Origin of the sequence: Salinicola halophilus (assembly GCF_003206155.1) — a bacterium.
Classification (GTDB): domain Bacteria; phylum Pseudomonadota; class Gammaproteobacteria; order Pseudomonadales; family Halomonadaceae; genus Salinicola; species Salinicola halophilus.
Map to the genome: position 1 here is coordinate 273,744 of NZ_PZJV01000001.1, position 12,987 is coordinate 286,730.

Sequence of the window (12,987 nt, forward strand, 5' to 3'; positions counted from 1 at the left end):
GCAACGTTAATCGCCAGATGGAGATCTAACGATCAAGCGAAATAATCAGCGCGGGCGTCCTCAGGAAAAGCGTGCGCCCATCAATGACCGTATCCGGGCAGACGAAGTTCGTCTCATCGATAGTGAAGGCGAGCAGGTTGGCGTAGTTCCCATGCAGGACGCGCTGCAGCGAGCCGAAGAGGTGGGCATGGATCTCGTGCAGATTTCCAATGCCGATCCAATCGTCTGCAAGATCATGGATTACGGCAAATTCCTCTTCGAGCAGAAGAAGCAAAAGTCCGCTCAGAAGAAGAAGACCAAACAGATCCAGGTCAAGGAAGTTAAGTTCCGACCTGGTACTGACGAAGGCGACTATCAGGTCAAGCTGAAGAATCTGATTCGCTTTCTTGAAGCTGGCGACAAGGGCAAGGTCACGCTGCGTTTTCGAGGTCGCGAAATGGCTCACCAGGACATCGGTCGTAAGCTGATGGAACGGATTGCCAACGATCTCGAAGACATGGCAGCTGTCGAATCCTTTCCGAAGATGGAAGGTCGGCAGATGATCATGATCCTGGCGCCTAAGAAGAAGTGATCCGCGGGCAAGTCGAACGGGATGGGTCGGCATAGTCCGGCCCATTCGGCCTCGGGTTTCCTAAAAAAGCAGAGTGGAGTTCAACTCATGCCGAAAGTGAAAAGCAATAGTGGCGCTGCCAAGCGCTTCAAGAAGACCGCCAATGGCTTCAAGCACAAGCAGTCTTTTCGTAGTCATATCCTGACCAAAAAGTCCACCAAGCGTAAGCGTCAGCTGCGTGGCATGAAGCAGATCCACGCTGCCGATAAGCAGCTGGTCACGCGCATGCTGCCCAACCTCTGACCCTTGGTCGTCATTTTTTAACGTCAGGAGAAAGCTATGTCCCGCGTCAAGCGTGGCGTCGTTGCACGTCGCCGTCATAAGAAAGTCATGAAGCAGGCCAAGGGCTACTACGGAGCGCGCTCGCGCGTCTTCCGCGTTGCCAAACAGGCCGTCATCAAAGCTGGTCAGTACGCGTACCGCGACCGCCGCCAGCGTAAGCGTCAGTTTCGCGCACTCTGGATCACCCGTATCAATGCGGCAGCTCGCAACAACGGCATGTCCTACAGCCGTTTCATTGCCGGGCTGAAGCAGGCGGGTATCGAGATCGACCGCAAAGTGCTGGCCGATCTGGCCGTCCACGAGAAAGCCGCTTTTACGGCCCTCGTCGAGAAAGCCAAGGCTGCGTAAACGCGTCCGGCGCGTTGCCTGGGTCACCAGGCGACACGTGCTATGACCGATACAGGGGAAGGGCAGCCGCTCTTCCCCTGTTTTTTTGTGCCGTATCGTTGGATTGACGGTTTCGGCGGAGCGTAACGAAAGACAAGCGGAGCTCGACGGATGGACCATCTTCCCGCCCTGGTTAGCGAGGCGAAAGCGGCGATCGCCGCGGCCGAAGACGCGCAGTCACTCGATCAGGTTCGGGTGCGGTTCTTGGGCAAGAAAGGCGAAATGACGGCGCTGCTCAAAGGCCTGGGTCAGTTGCCGGCCGAAGAGCGCCCGGCAGCGGGTGAGCGCATCAACGAAGCCAAGCAGCTGTTGCAGCAAGAGCTCGATGCGCGCAAACAGGCGCTCGAGCAGGCAGAGCTCGCCTCGCGACTCGACGCGGAGCGGGTTGACGTCACCTTGCCTGGGCGAGGCGAGCCGGGGGGCGGCTTGCACCCCGTCACCAAGACGCTCGAACGTATTGAAGGGCTGTTTCAACGTATCGGTTTCGAAGTCGCCGTCGGTCCAGAAATCGAAGACGATTTTCACAACTTCGAAGCCTTGAATATTCCCGCGCATCATCCGGCGCGTGGGATGGCCGATACCTTCTATTTCGACACCAAGCGGTTGCTTCGTACCCATACGTCGCCGGTGCAGGTTCGCACCATGCAGGCGCAGGAACCGCCGATTCGCATCGTCTGCCCGGGCCGGGTCTACCGCAGCGATTCCGATCTAACGCACACTCCGATGTTCCATCAGGTGGAGGGGTTGCTGGTCGATGAAGGCGTGAGCTTTGCAGACCTCAAAGGCACGATTGCCGACTTTCTACAGGCGTTTTTCGAGCGCGACGATCTCGAAGTCAGATTCCGGCCCTCCTACTTTCCCTTTACCGAGCCGTCGGCTGAAGTCGATATCCAGTGCGTGATGTGTCGCGGCGAGGGATGTCGTGTCTGTTCGCGCAGCGGATGGCTGGAGGTGATGGGCTGCGGCATGGTCCACCCGGCGGTCTTCGAGCACGCCGGTGTCGACACCGAGCGGTTCACCGGTTTCGCCTTCGGCATGGGAGCGGAGCGGCTTGCCATGCTGCGTTACGGTGTCAACGACCTGCGCCTGTTCTTCGATAACGACCTGCGCTTTCTGCGCCAGTTCAACTGACCCACGCGCCCAAGGAGTAGCGAGATGAAGTTTTCCGAAGCGTGGCTGCGCGAGTGGGTTTCTCCTGTGCTGGAGACACAGCCGCTAGCAGATGCCGTCACCATGGCCGGCCTCGAGGTCGACGCGGTCGAAGCCGTCGGTAGCGTCTTCCATGGCGTGGTGGTCGCCAAGGTAATCGCCAAGGCGCCGCATCCTGACGCCGACAAGCTCAATGTCTGCCAGGTCGACGATGGCAGCGGCGAGTCCGTGCAAGTCGTCTGCGGTGCGCCCAACGTCGCCGAGGGGCAGAAAGTGCCTTTCGCTCGCGTGGGAGCGATATTGCCGGACGATTTCAAAATCAAGAAAGCCAAGCTTCGCGGCGTCGAGTCTCGCGGCATGATCTGCTCCGCCTCCGAGCTTGGCTTGGAAGAGGAGCGCTCGGAGGGAATCTATGTCCTGCCCGAAGACGCGCCACTTGGCGAGGATTTCCGCACCTGGATGCAGCTCGACGATCACACCATCGAAGTCGATCTGACCCCCAATCGCGGCGACTGTCTGAGCATTCGCGGTATGGCGCGAGAAGTGGGCGTTGTGACACGAGAGAGCGTAACGCCACCAAGCATCGCCGCTGTCGAGGCGGTCTCGGATGCGCGCTTTTCGGTGAGCATCACGGCCGGGGCGCACTGTCCGCGCTATCTTGGCCGAATGCTCGAAGATGTCGACCTCAACGCGGCGACGCCACTCTGGATGTCGGAGCGGCTGCGGCGTAGCGGTATCCGGACGATCGATCCCGCCGTGGATGTCACCAACTACGTGATGCTCGAGCTGGGCCAGCCGCTGCATGCCTTCGATCGAGAGCGTCTCACCTCCGGCATCGAGGTGCGTCATGCGGCCGAGGGCGAGTCATTGACATTGCTCGACGGCCAGCGAGTCGCGCTGGATGGCGAGACGCTGGTCATCGCCGATGGCAGCGGGCCGCTGGCGATAGCCGGTGTCATGGGTGGGGCAGCCTCCGGGGTGACCCGGGCGACGCGCCATCTCTTCATCGAGGCTGCGTTCTTCACGCCGCTCGCCGTGGCGGGAACCGCGCGACGCTACGGTCTGCATACCGACGCCTCTCACCGGTTCGAACGCGGCGTCGACCCTCAGCTGGTCGAGGCGGCGATCGAGCGGGCGACGGCGCTGCTTGTTTCGATCGTCGGCGGTCGCCCGGGCCCCGTCATCGAGACCGTTGGCGATCGATCGGCGCCGGTTTCCTCCATTCATCTGCGCCGCGAACGGCTGGATGCCTGCCTGGGTGTCACACTGCCCGCCGAAGAGATCGAAGACATACTCGCACGGCTGGGCATGAGCGTGACCGTGAGCGACGCCGGCTGGAGGGTCCAGGCACCGTCCTGGCGGTTCGATATCGCTATCGAAGAAGATCTCATCGAAGAGCTTGCGAGGATCCACGGGTACAACCGCTTGCCGGTTCGTCGTCCGCAGGCCCGCCCGGCGCTGGCGCCGGATGAAGAAGCGACGCAGCCCCTGGCGCGTCTGCGTCGGCACCTGGTTTCTCGAGGCTATCAGGAGGCGATTACCTACAGCTTCGTCTCGCCCGATCTACAGGCGATGATCGAGCCGGCGGCTGTCTCGCCGACGCTCGCCAACCCGATTTCCAGCGACATGTCGGTGATGCGTCATAGCCTGTTTCCTGGCTTGCTCAAGGCGCTGATGCACAACCTCAACCGGCAGCAGTCACGGATCCGTCTGTTCGAATCCGGGCTGGTGTTTCGCGGTTCGCTGAATGATCTGGAACAGCCGGCCATGGTGGGCGGGGTCATTTGCGGGGCTCGAGACGTCGAGGGTTGGAACGCCCGCCGTGAAGCCTTCGACTTCTTCGATATCAAGGGGGATGTGGAATCGCTCATCGCGCTCAGCGGCGAGTCGAGCCGTTGGCGCTTCGTGCCCGAAGTGCATCCTGCTCTACATCCTGGCCGCTGTGCACGGCTTTACCGTGACGAGCGGCCGGTGGGCTGGATCGGTGCGCTGCATCCCACCCATCAGTCGCAGTTGGGTATCAAGCCCGAAGTCTATCTGTTCGAAATCGAGCAGGACTCGCTGGTCGCTGGCCGGGTCGCCGAGTTCTCACCGCTGTCACGCTTCCCGGAAGTGCGTCGCGATCTGGCGTTCGTCGTCGACGAGACGACGAGCGTGGGTTCGTTACTCGAGGCGATTCGCGAGCAGGCTGGCGAGTGGTTGACTCAGGCGCAGCTATTCGATGTCTACCAGGGCAAAGGGGTCGAACCGGGTTACAAGAGCCTCGCGCTAGGCTTGACCTGGCAACATCCTTCGCGCACTCTCAATGACGAAGAAATCAACCAGTTAATCGCGGCAGTGGTCGAACGGGCCCAGACTCGATTCGACGCCGTACTGCGAAGTTGATCTGTCATTCCGCGCAAGGAGCGATCATGGGAGCGCTGACCAAAGCTGAACTGGCGGAACATCTCCACGCCGAACTCGGCTTCTCCAAGCGAGAAGCCAAGTTCATGGTGGAGACGTTTTTCGAAGAGATTCGCGGCTGTCTGCGCGAGAACGAGCAGGTCAAGCTTTCGGGATTCGGCAACTTCGATCTCCGCGACAAGCGAGAGCGCCCCGGACGCAATCCGAAAACGGGGGAGGAGATCCCGATCTCCGCGCGTCGGGTGGTGACCTTTCGGCCGGGCCAGAAACTCAAGGCGAAGGTCGAGAGTTTCGATGGTGAGCTACAGCAGGAATAGCACCGCGCGAACAGGATCAGACCGCCTACCGGCACTTTGCCGGTAGGCGGTTTTTTTGTGCGGTTTATCGCCTTCGTCGGGGCCATCGATGAGTATCGTCGCTGAGGTAAGTCGTGGCGCTGTGCTAAGATTTCGTTCCCATTCTCGATCTGTGAAACGTGTCTATGCCGAAGATGAACATCTACGTCGGAACGGTCTACGGTGGTGCCCTGGACGTGGCCGAACAGATATCGCCGCTGTTCGAGCGGGCGGGGTACGACGTGTCGATCATCGATAAGCCGACACTCGATGACTTGGTGGAGCCGATGCCGGCGCTGGCGCTTTTCTGTCTCTCGACCACCGGCAGCGGCGATTTTCCCGGCGACTTCGTACCCTTCGTGCGTCAACTGAAATCGTCCCCGCCGAGTCTGTCCGGGTTGCGCTACGGTCTCATCGCTCTGGGCGATAGCTCCTATGCCGAGACCTTCTGTGGCTCGGGGCGCGCGCTCGATTTGATCCTGGAGGATCTCGGGGCCGAGCGACTGGGTGAGCGCCTGGAAATCGACGCCATGGAGACTTTCATGGCGGACGATGCAGCGCTGCCGTGGGCGGAATCCTGGATCGAAGCGCAGGGACTGTCTCAGTGAGCGGTGAACCGATGATCCGAACGACGCCTTTCACGGCGACGCGTTGGAGCGTGCTCGCCGGCCTGGCGGCAGTGATGCTTTCATCGCTGCCGCGCTACTGGATCGTACGCGATGAGACCCGCGTGACGCTGCTGATGATTCTGCTGGCCGCGGTGTCGATCGCGCTCATCGTCTTCTGGCGAATGATGCAGCCGAGTGAGCGGTCGAGATGCCCAAGCGCGCTGAAGTGGCTGGCGCTCTGTTTCGCCGGCGGATACCTACTGATGGCGGTCTGGCAAATTTCGCAGACAGAGGGAATCGTCTGGAGCCTGGTCGCTTCTCAAGGGGCGGCGCTGGGACTCCTTCTACATGCGGTTTCCCGACTCTGGCGGGAGCGCCGCTGAGCACACTCTCGAACCGCTCACGGGCCTGTAGATCGCACCGTCAACCTTTCACTATCGCTCGGTAGCCCGCGAAGCGACAGCGCCAAGAAAAACGGCGAGCCCATGTGGCTCGCCGTTTTGTATCGCACCTTCATATGCCCACTGCGGTGTTTCTGTCGTGGCAAGCTTCGCTTGCGGCTTGGTTCGCTCGTGGACATCGCCGGCAGATAACGCGATCGATTCAACCGAGCGTATAGCAGGGCACGTATTCACGTCCCGGCAGTTTCATGCGTCCCTGGGCGACGAACGAGGTCAGTAGTGCATCGAGTCGTTTCATGAGTTCGGGTTCGGCGCGTAGCTGGAATGGACCGCGAGCGGCGATCGCGCGAACACCACTCTCCTTGACGTTGCCCGCGACGATACCCGAAAACGCCCGACGCAGATTGGCGGCGAGTTCGTGGCGTGGCTGCTCTCGATGCAGAGCCAGCGAAGCCATCGCTTCATGAGTGGGCTCGAAAGGCTGCTGAAACCCCCGCTCGATCGTCAGCCTCCAGTTGAAGTAGAAAGCGTCGTTCTGCTCGCGCCGAAAGCGAGCCACCTCGGCGATCGTATCCCGCATCTGCTGGGCAACGCTGATCGGGTCGGCGATCACGATGCGGTAGTACTGCGCGACCTCATCGCCGAGGGTATAGCGTAGGAATTCGTCGATGCGTAGGAAGTAGTCACGGGCGCTCTCGGGGCCTGTGAAGATCACCGGGAAAGGGACATCACGGTTGTCGGGGTGGGTCAGAATGCCCAGCAGGTAGAGAATCTCCTCGGCGGTCCCAACGCCGCCGGGAAATACCACGATACCGTGGCCAATGCGGACGAACGCTTCGAGACGCTTCTCGATGTCCGGCATGATCACGAGTTCGTTGACGATGGGATTGGGCGATTCGGCGGCGATGATTCCCGGTTCGGAAATGCCGAGATACCGGCTTTCGTAACGTCGCTGCTTGGCGTGCGCCAAGTTCGCGCCCTTCATCGGCCCTTTCATCGCACCTGGTCCACACCCGGTGCAGATGTCCATGCCACGCAGGCCCATGTGGTAGCCAACGCTTTTGGTGTAGTCATACTCCTCGCGGGTGATCGAGTGCCCGCCCCAGCAGACCACTAGATTGGGCTCCTGCGCAGTGCGCAGGGTGCCGGCGTTGCGCAGGATGTGGAAGACGGCGTTGGTCGAGCCTTCGTTGGTGTCGAGATCGAACCGCGGATTGTTCTGAATCTCGTTGTAGACGTAGACGATGTCTCGCAGCACCGCCGAAAGCTGTTCTCGAATACCGCGAATCATGCGGCCGTCGACGAAGGCGCAGGCCGGCGCGTTGGTGAGCTTCAGGCGAATGCCGCGATCCTGCTGGAGCACTTCGATATCGAAGTCGCGGTAGGCTTCCATGACGGCGAGGCCATCGTCGGTTGGGGTATCACAGTTGAGAATAGCCAGCGCGCAGCGGCGCAGCAGGTCGTGAAGCCCACTTCCCGACGTGTCGCGAAGACGGTTGACCTCCGACTGGGAGAGAATTTCGAGACTCCCCTCGGGGGAGACGATGGTCGAGAGCGTTTCGGGCATGACTATCCTCGGGCGACAAGCGTTCAGTGATCGATACGAGCGAGTGCGGTACGCCAGAGCGCGGCGATCTGCTCGCGGTCGGCGTCGCTCATGCTGTCCTGGGCGAAGGTGCCTTCGAGCCACTCCCAGTAGGTGGCATCGAAGTCTTCGGCGACGACCGCCTGCGGGTCGTAGTCGGCCATCTCCTGAACTAACCCGATCTGGGGGATCATGTAGCCCAGTGCGAAAAGCTGGTCGTCGTCGGCTTGTTCTTCCATGGCGAGCAGCGTGCGCTGCACGGTCGTGGCACGCTGTGCAAAGGGGTCGGACATGATGCTCGGCGTCTCTTGATGAAGTGGCCTCGAATGTTAACACGGGGGTTGTACAGGTCGCAGAGCGCCTCTAAGACGAAAGCGCCACAACGGCCGCGATGCGGCTATAAGTATAAATTGCTATGATTTCCAAGACATGGCATCAAAAACGTGCGTTATCTCACGCCGGTGCTGTCTATGCCAATGTCGGATTCAACGATAGCCGCCCAGTCCGAGTGATCTCGCTTCTCATGTTCAACGCCCAATACTTTCGTACCTTCATGATGCTCGTCGAGACGGGGAGCTTTACCCAGACCGCGCGTAAGCTGGAGATGACCCAGCCCGGCGTCAGTCAGCACGTGAGAAAGCTCGAAGAGTCCGTGGACCGCCCCCTGATCAATCGTCACGGACGACGTTTTTCGCTGACCGAGGCGGGCCGACGAACCTACGACTACGCGGTGAAGCTCTTCGCCGAGCACGAGCAGTTCCGTCACTCGCTGGATGATGACTCCACGGACAGCGGAGAGTGCCGTATCGCTTCGCCGGGTAGCGTCGGACTGATGTTCTATCCGTTTCTGCTCGGCTATCAGCAGATGTACCCGGGCCTCACGATCCACTATAGCTTCGCTTTCAATCGCGATATTACGCAGGAGGTCGCGGCGGGTCGCCTGGACGTGGGCATCGCGACCGATGAGGCGAAACACGCCGAACTCGACTGCCAGTCTTGGTATCAGGAGCCGCTGTGCGTGGTGGTTCCGGCCGATTTCACTGGGACCAGTTTCGGGGAGCTGTTAGCCCTGGGATTCGTCGACTACATCGATGGTGAAGCCAACGCCAGCCGAGTATTCAAGCAGAACTTTGCCGGTGAGTTTCGCGGCATGAACCGTTTTCCTCGGCGCGGCTTCACCAATGAGGTGGGGCAGGTTCTCGATGCGGTGGCGCGCGGACTGGGTTTCACGGTCGTGCCGCGACCGGTGCTCGAGACCTCGCCCTGGCAGCGACAGGTCAAGGAACTGTCGTTGGACCAACCCGTCTACGAGACGCTCTATCTCATTGCCCGGCGCGATGCCACCCTGCCCAAACGTTACCGTCAGCTACTCGATACCTTCCGTCAGCAGCGGCTCAACTCGCTCTATGGCTACAGCGAGTTGCCTACGCTGGAGGAAACGTAGGGTCGCGACGATTGTCGGAGTCGACAACGCCAGCGGCCGCNNCGGCCGCTGGCGTTCATGGCTACTGCGTGACGATACCGCCTCGCTTAACGGTCGCGATAGGCATCGATCGGCGGGCAGCTGCAGATCAGGTTGCGGTCCCCATAGACGTTGTCCACGCGATTGACCGCCGGCCAGTACTTCGCGTCTCGTACTGCCTGCGTCGGGAAGACGCCGAGCTCGCGAGAGTAAGGTCGATCCCAGGTCTCGTCGGTGACGTCTTGCTGGGTGTGCGGGGCGAGTACCAGGGGGTTGTCCGTTTTCGACCACTCACCCGATTCGATTCGGCGGATCTCTTCGCGAATCGCGATCATGGCATCGCAGAAGCGATCCAGCTCGTAGCGTGACTCCGATTCGGTCGGCTCGACCATCAGCGTGCCGGCGACCGGGAACGACATGGTCGGGGCGTGGAAGCCGTAGTCCATCAGCCGCTTGGCGATATCCTCTTCGGTGATGCCGCAGGCTGCTTTCAAGGGTCGAACGTCCAGAATGCATTCGTGAGCGACGGTGCCGTTGGCACCTTTGTAGAGCACCGAATAGTGCGACGCGAGCCGATGAGCGATGTAGTTGGCATTGAGAATGGCAAGCTCTGTCGCCTCGCGCAGTCCTCGCGCTCCCATCATCTTGATGTAGGCCCAGGAGATCGGAAGTATCGAGGCACTGCCGAAAGCGGCGGCTGCCACCGCACCCGAATTCGCATCGACACCGTCGACTGGCGTTACCACGTGGTTTGGCAGATGGGGCGCGAGATGCGCCTTGACGCCGATCGGGCCCATGCCAGGACCACCACCGCCATGGGGTATACAGAAAGTCTTGTGCAGATTCAGATGCGATACGTCGCCGCCGAAATCCCCCGGGCGGCAGAGCCCGACCTGAGCGTTCATGTTGGCACCATCGATGTAGACCTGGCCGCCGTTGTCGTGCACCAGAGCGCAGGCATCGCGAACGTTCTCTTCGAAAACGCCGTGAGTCGAGGGGTAAGTCAACATGATTGCCGACAGCACGTCCCGATGCTTTTCTGCCTTCTCGCGTAGATCCGTCATGTCGATGTTGCCGTCACGGTCGCACTCCACGACGACGACTTTCATCTGCGCCATCGCGGCCGATGCGGGATTGGTGCCATGGGCGGAGCTGGGGATCAGGCAAATGTCGCGATGCCCTTCGCCGATAGCCGCTTGGTAGCGCCGAATCGCTACCAGGCCGGCGTATTCACCCTGTGCGCCGGAGTTCGGCTGCATCGAGAGTGCGTCGTAGCCTGTGATCTCGATCAGAAAGTCGCTGAGCTCGGTGATCATCTGGCGATAGCCGCTGACCTGATCGGTCGGGGCGAAGGGGTGAATGTTGGAAAATTCCGGCCAGGTGATCGGCACCATTTCGCTGGTGGCGTTCAGCTTCATGGTGCAAGAACCCAGCGGAATCATGGCGTGCGTCAACGAGAGATCGCGATTCTCGAGGCGTTTGAGATAGCGCAGCATCTCGGTCTCGCTGTGGAACCGGCTGAAATTCGAGTGCGTGAGGAAGTCACTGGTACGCCGATAGGCGCCGGGAATCGCACTGTCCCCTTGTGCGATCACCGCTCGGTCAAGTTCGCCCACGTTGAGCCCGTGCTCATCGCCGATCAACACGTCGAAGAGCTCGGCCAGATCCGCCGCCGTGGTGGTCTCGTTAAGGCTCACGCCAACTTCACCGTCGCGGGGGTAGCGCAGATTCACCTCGCGGGTGAGGGCGCGTCCGTGAATGCGATGGCTATCGACACCGACCAGGGTGAGGGTGTCGAACCAGCTATCGTTTTTCAGCGCGATACCGTGCTGGCGCAGACCGTGAGCGAGCAGCGTCGTGAGGCGATGCATGCGCCCGGCGATGGTACGCAGCCCGGCGGCGCCATGGTAGACGGCATAGAAACCCGCGATGTTGGCCAGTAGCGCCTGAGCGGTACAGATGTTGGAGGTCGCCTTTTCGCGGCGAATGTGCTGTTCGCGTGTCTGCATTGCCATGCGCAGTGCAGGCCGGCCGCGACTATCGCGAGAGACGCCGATGACGCGCCCCGGTAGCGCCCGCTTGAGGGCGTCACTGACGGCGAAATAAGCTGCGTGCGGGCCACCGTAGCCCATCGGAACACCGAAGCGCTGCGCGCTACCGAGGACGATATCCGCCCCCATCTCGCCCGGCGCCTTCAATAACACCAGGCTCATCAGGTCGGCGGCGACACAGACCATGGTCTGCTTCGACTTGGCCTGCGCGATGCGCGCTTCGAGATCGCCGATGTCTCCATCGACGCCGGGATACTGAAGCAACGCGCCGAAGACGTCGTGTTCGCCCAGTGAGCTGGCCGACGCCACCACCAGTTCGAAGCCCAAGTACGCCGCCCGCGTTTGCAGCACGTCGAGCGTCTGCGGCAGCACGTCATCGGCGACGAAGAAGCGGTCGCTCTTGTGCTTCTTGTTCGAGCGACGGCAAAGTGCCATTGCCTCGGCAGCGGCCGTCGCTTCGTCGAGCAGCGACGCGTTGGCGATGGTCATCCCCGTAAGATCGGTCACCATCTGCTGGAAGTTGAGCAGACCTTCGAGCCGGCCTTGCGCGATTTCCGGCTGATAGGGCGTATACGCGGTATACCAGCCCGGGTTCTCGAGCACGTTGCGCTGGATCACTGCCGGCAGATGCGTGGGGTGATAACCCTGTCCGATGTAGCTCTTGAAGACCTTGTTCTGTCGCGCCAGACCGCGAAGGTAATCGAGCGCTTCGGATTCGCCGCGCGGCCCGTCCAGCGCCAGCTCCCGATCCAGGCGAATCGAGGCCGGAATCGTGCGTGCGACGAGCGATTCGATCGATGCGAGACCGAGTGTCGAGAGCATGTCGGCGACGTCGCGGCGATCGGGGCCGTTGTGACGGGTTAGGAAATCTTCGTGGTTGGCCAGCTCGGCGAGCGTACGAGAATCGGTGGGCATGATCGAGTCCAGCGGGAGTGGCAGAGGAGAGGGGGCGCTAGAGGCTATGAAAGCGCCGCCAGCGTATCGCCGGCGGCTGATGCGTCAGGCGTCCGGCGTTATTCGTCGTCCTGCTCGGCCGCGACGAGTTCGGCGTAGGCCTCGGCATCCATGAGCGACTCTAGCTCGGCTTGATCCGAGAGCTTGAGTTTCAGAATCCAGCCGTCGCTGTAGGGCGAGTCGTTGACGGTTTCGGGGGCATCTTCCAGGGCCTCGTTGACTTCGATGATCTCGCCGCCCAGAGGCGCATAGAGATCCGATGCCGCTTTGACCGATTCGATGACGCCGAACTCGTCGCCGGCGTCGACTTCGCGACCGGCTTCCGGCAGTTCCACGAAGACGACGTCGCCCAGCGCTTGCTGAGCATGATCGGTGATGCCCACGGTAACGCTGCCGTCACCGTGGTCGAGTACCCACTCGTGGCTATCGGTATAGAGCAGTTTGCTGGGAATATCGCTCATGGAAGTTTCCTATACGAAACGTTGATCGTCTGAAGAAATTTTAACGGCATTATGCACCAAGGGAAGCCGGATTGGGATACCGATTCTTGCGCCAGCGCGGGCGGTTTTTCGTACCCTTTCCCGCCAAAGGTGCCAATTCAGGTTGAACCCAGACTCCGGCATCGTCTAGATCCCTCGGCGTCTAATTGCGACGAGTCCTCCTCGAGGCGCGTCGCCGACAGCTACAGGCGAGCGCCGAGGGCCCTTTGTCGCATTCGTCGTACACGCGACTGCGGCAAGAGACCGCGGCACCGCCGACA

General features: G+C 61.0%; 13 protein-coding genes. 9 read left to right on the plus strand and 4 right to left on the minus strand.

From position 1 onward, the window contains the following. Positions 1-31 precede the first annotated feature (31 nt). The 8 genes from infC to DOM33_RS01195 all read left to right on the plus strand — a co-directional run bounded on the left by infC (position 32) and on the right by DOM33_RS01195 (position 6,157). Positions 32-571: a translation initiation factor IF-3 gene (gene infC / locus DOM33_RS01160; protein WP_110665074.1), complete on the plus strand. Its 540-nt coding sequence runs from the start codon at positions 32-34 to the stop codon at positions 569-571. Between the two features lie 87 nt (positions 572-658). Beyond that, a complete protein-coding gene (rpmI, locus tag DOM33_RS01165) occupies positions 659-853 on the plus strand; it encodes a 50S ribosomal protein L35 (RefSeq protein WP_110665077.1) in 195 nt (64 codons plus the stop codon). Positions 854-889: 36 nt separating this feature from the next. After that, positions 890-1,240 carry a 50S ribosomal protein L20 gene (gene rplT / locus DOM33_RS01170; protein WP_110665079.1) on the plus strand — a complete coding sequence of 117 codons (351 nt, stop codon included), beginning with the start codon at positions 890-892 and terminating at the stop codon, positions 1,238-1,240. 150 nt (positions 1,241-1,390) lie between these two features. Next, positions 1,391-2,410: a phenylalanine--tRNA ligase subunit alpha gene (gene pheS / locus DOM33_RS01175; protein ID WP_110665081.1), complete on the plus strand. Its 1,020-nt coding sequence runs from the start codon at positions 1,391-1,393 to the stop codon at positions 2,408-2,410. 24 nt (positions 2,411-2,434) lie between these two features. Continuing rightward, positions 2,435-4,813, plus strand: a complete 2,379-nt coding sequence (pheT, locus tag DOM33_RS01180) for a phenylalanine--tRNA ligase subunit beta (protein ID WP_110665083.1) — start codon at positions 2,435-2,437, stop codon at positions 4,811-4,813. A 26-nt stretch (positions 4,814-4,839) separates the two neighbouring features. Next, complete coding sequence (gene ihfA, locus DOM33_RS01185; protein ID WP_110665085.1) at positions 4,840-5,148, plus strand: integration host factor subunit alpha; 309 nt, start codon at positions 4,840-4,842, stop codon at positions 5,146-5,148. 164 nt (positions 5,149-5,312) lie between these two features. After that, a complete protein-coding gene (locus DOM33_RS01190; RefSeq protein ID WP_110665087.1) occupies positions 5,313-5,774 on the plus strand; it encodes a flavodoxin domain-containing protein in 462 nt (153 codons plus the stop codon). A gap of 11 nt (positions 5,775-5,785) precedes the next feature. Next, the gene (locus DOM33_RS01195; RefSeq protein WP_110665089.1) at positions 5,786-6,157 is read left to right on the plus strand and encodes a hypothetical protein; all 372 of its coding nucleotides are present in this window, start codon (positions 5,786-5,788) and stop codon (positions 6,155-6,157) included. 220 nt (positions 6,158-6,377) lie between these two features. Here the strand turns inward: DOM33_RS01195 and ppnN are convergent, their stop codons facing one another. Beyond that, on the minus strand, positions 6,378-7,742 hold the full coding sequence (gene ppnN / locus DOM33_RS01200; protein WP_110665091.1) for a nucleotide 5'-monophosphate nucleosidase PpnN: 1,365 nt from the start codon (positions 7,740-7,742) through the stop codon (positions 6,378-6,380). A 23-nt stretch (positions 7,743-7,765) separates the two neighbouring features. Continuing rightward, entirely contained in the window at positions 7,766-8,053 is a 288-nt protein-coding gene (locus DOM33_RS01205) for a YfcL family protein (protein WP_110665093.1), read from the minus strand. A gap of 230 nt (positions 8,054-8,283) precedes the next feature. On the opposite strand from DOM33_RS01205, the gene DOM33_RS01210 reads away from it, so the two are divergent. Then, positions 8,284-9,204, plus strand: coding sequence for a LysR family transcriptional regulator (locus DOM33_RS01210; protein WP_110667408.1), 921 nt, complete (start codon positions 8,284-8,286; stop codon positions 9,202-9,204). An 86-nt stretch (positions 9,205-9,290) separates the two neighbouring features. On the opposite strand, the gene gcvP is transcribed toward DOM33_RS01210, so the two are convergent. Together gcvP and gcvH are read right to left on the minus strand one after the other, a co-directional pair. Then, the gene (gene gcvP / locus DOM33_RS01215) at positions 9,291-12,188 is read right to left on the minus strand and encodes an aminomethyl-transferring glycine dehydrogenase (RefSeq protein ID WP_110665094.1); all 2,898 of its coding nucleotides are present in this window, start codon (positions 12,186-12,188) and stop codon (positions 9,291-9,293) included. A gap of 98 nt (positions 12,189-12,286) precedes the next feature. Next, positions 12,287-12,688, minus strand: coding sequence for a glycine cleavage system protein GcvH (gcvH, locus tag DOM33_RS01220; RefSeq protein ID WP_110665096.1), 402 nt, complete (start codon positions 12,686-12,688; stop codon positions 12,287-12,289). Between the last annotated feature and the right edge of the window lie 299 nt (positions 12,689-12,987).

Bases quoted from the DNA above. Each gene is read 5' to 3' on its own strand.
- rpmI (WP_110665077.1), top strand. From the start codon at position 659: ATGCCGAAAGTGAAAAGCAATAGTGGCGCTGCCAAGCGCTTCAAGAAG.
- rplT (WP_110665079.1), top strand. From the start codon at position 890: ATGTCCCGCGTCAAGCGTGGCGTCGTTGCACGTCGCCGTCATAAGAAA.
- pheS (WP_110665081.1), top strand. From the start codon at position 1,391: ATGGACCATCTTCCCGCCCTGGTTAGCGAGGCGAAAGCGGCGATCGCC.
- pheT (WP_110665083.1), top strand. From the start codon at position 2,435: ATGAAGTTTTCCGAAGCGTGGCTGCGCGAGTGGGTTTCTCCTGTGCTG.
- ihfA (WP_110665085.1), top strand. From the start codon at position 4,840: ATGGGAGCGCTGACCAAAGCTGAACTGGCGGAACATCTCCACGCCGAA.
- DOM33_RS01190 (WP_110665087.1), top strand. From the start codon at position 5,313: ATGCCGAAGATGAACATCTACGTCGGAACGGTCTACGGTGGTGCCCTG.
- DOM33_RS01195 (WP_110665089.1), top strand. From the start codon at position 5,786: ATGATCCGAACGACGCCTTTCACGGCGACGCGTTGGAGCGTGCTCGCC.
- ppnN (WP_110665091.1), bottom strand. From the start codon at position 7,742: ATGCCCGAAACGCTCTCGACCATCGTCTCCCCCGAGGGGAGTCTCGAA.
- DOM33_RS01205 (WP_110665093.1), bottom strand. From the start codon at position 8,053: ATGTCCGACCCCTTTGCACAGCGTGCCACGACCGTGCAGCGCACGCTG.
- DOM33_RS01210 (WP_110667408.1), top strand. From the start codon at position 8,284: ATGTTCAACGCCCAATACTTTCGTACCTTCATGATGCTCGTCGAGACG.
- gcvP (WP_110665094.1), bottom strand. From the start codon at position 12,188: ATGCCCACCGATTCTCGTACGCTCGCCGAGCTGGCCAACCACGAAGAT.
- gcvH (WP_110665096.1), bottom strand. From the start codon at position 12,688: ATGAGCGATATTCCCAGCAAACTGCTCTATACCGATAGCCACGAGTGG.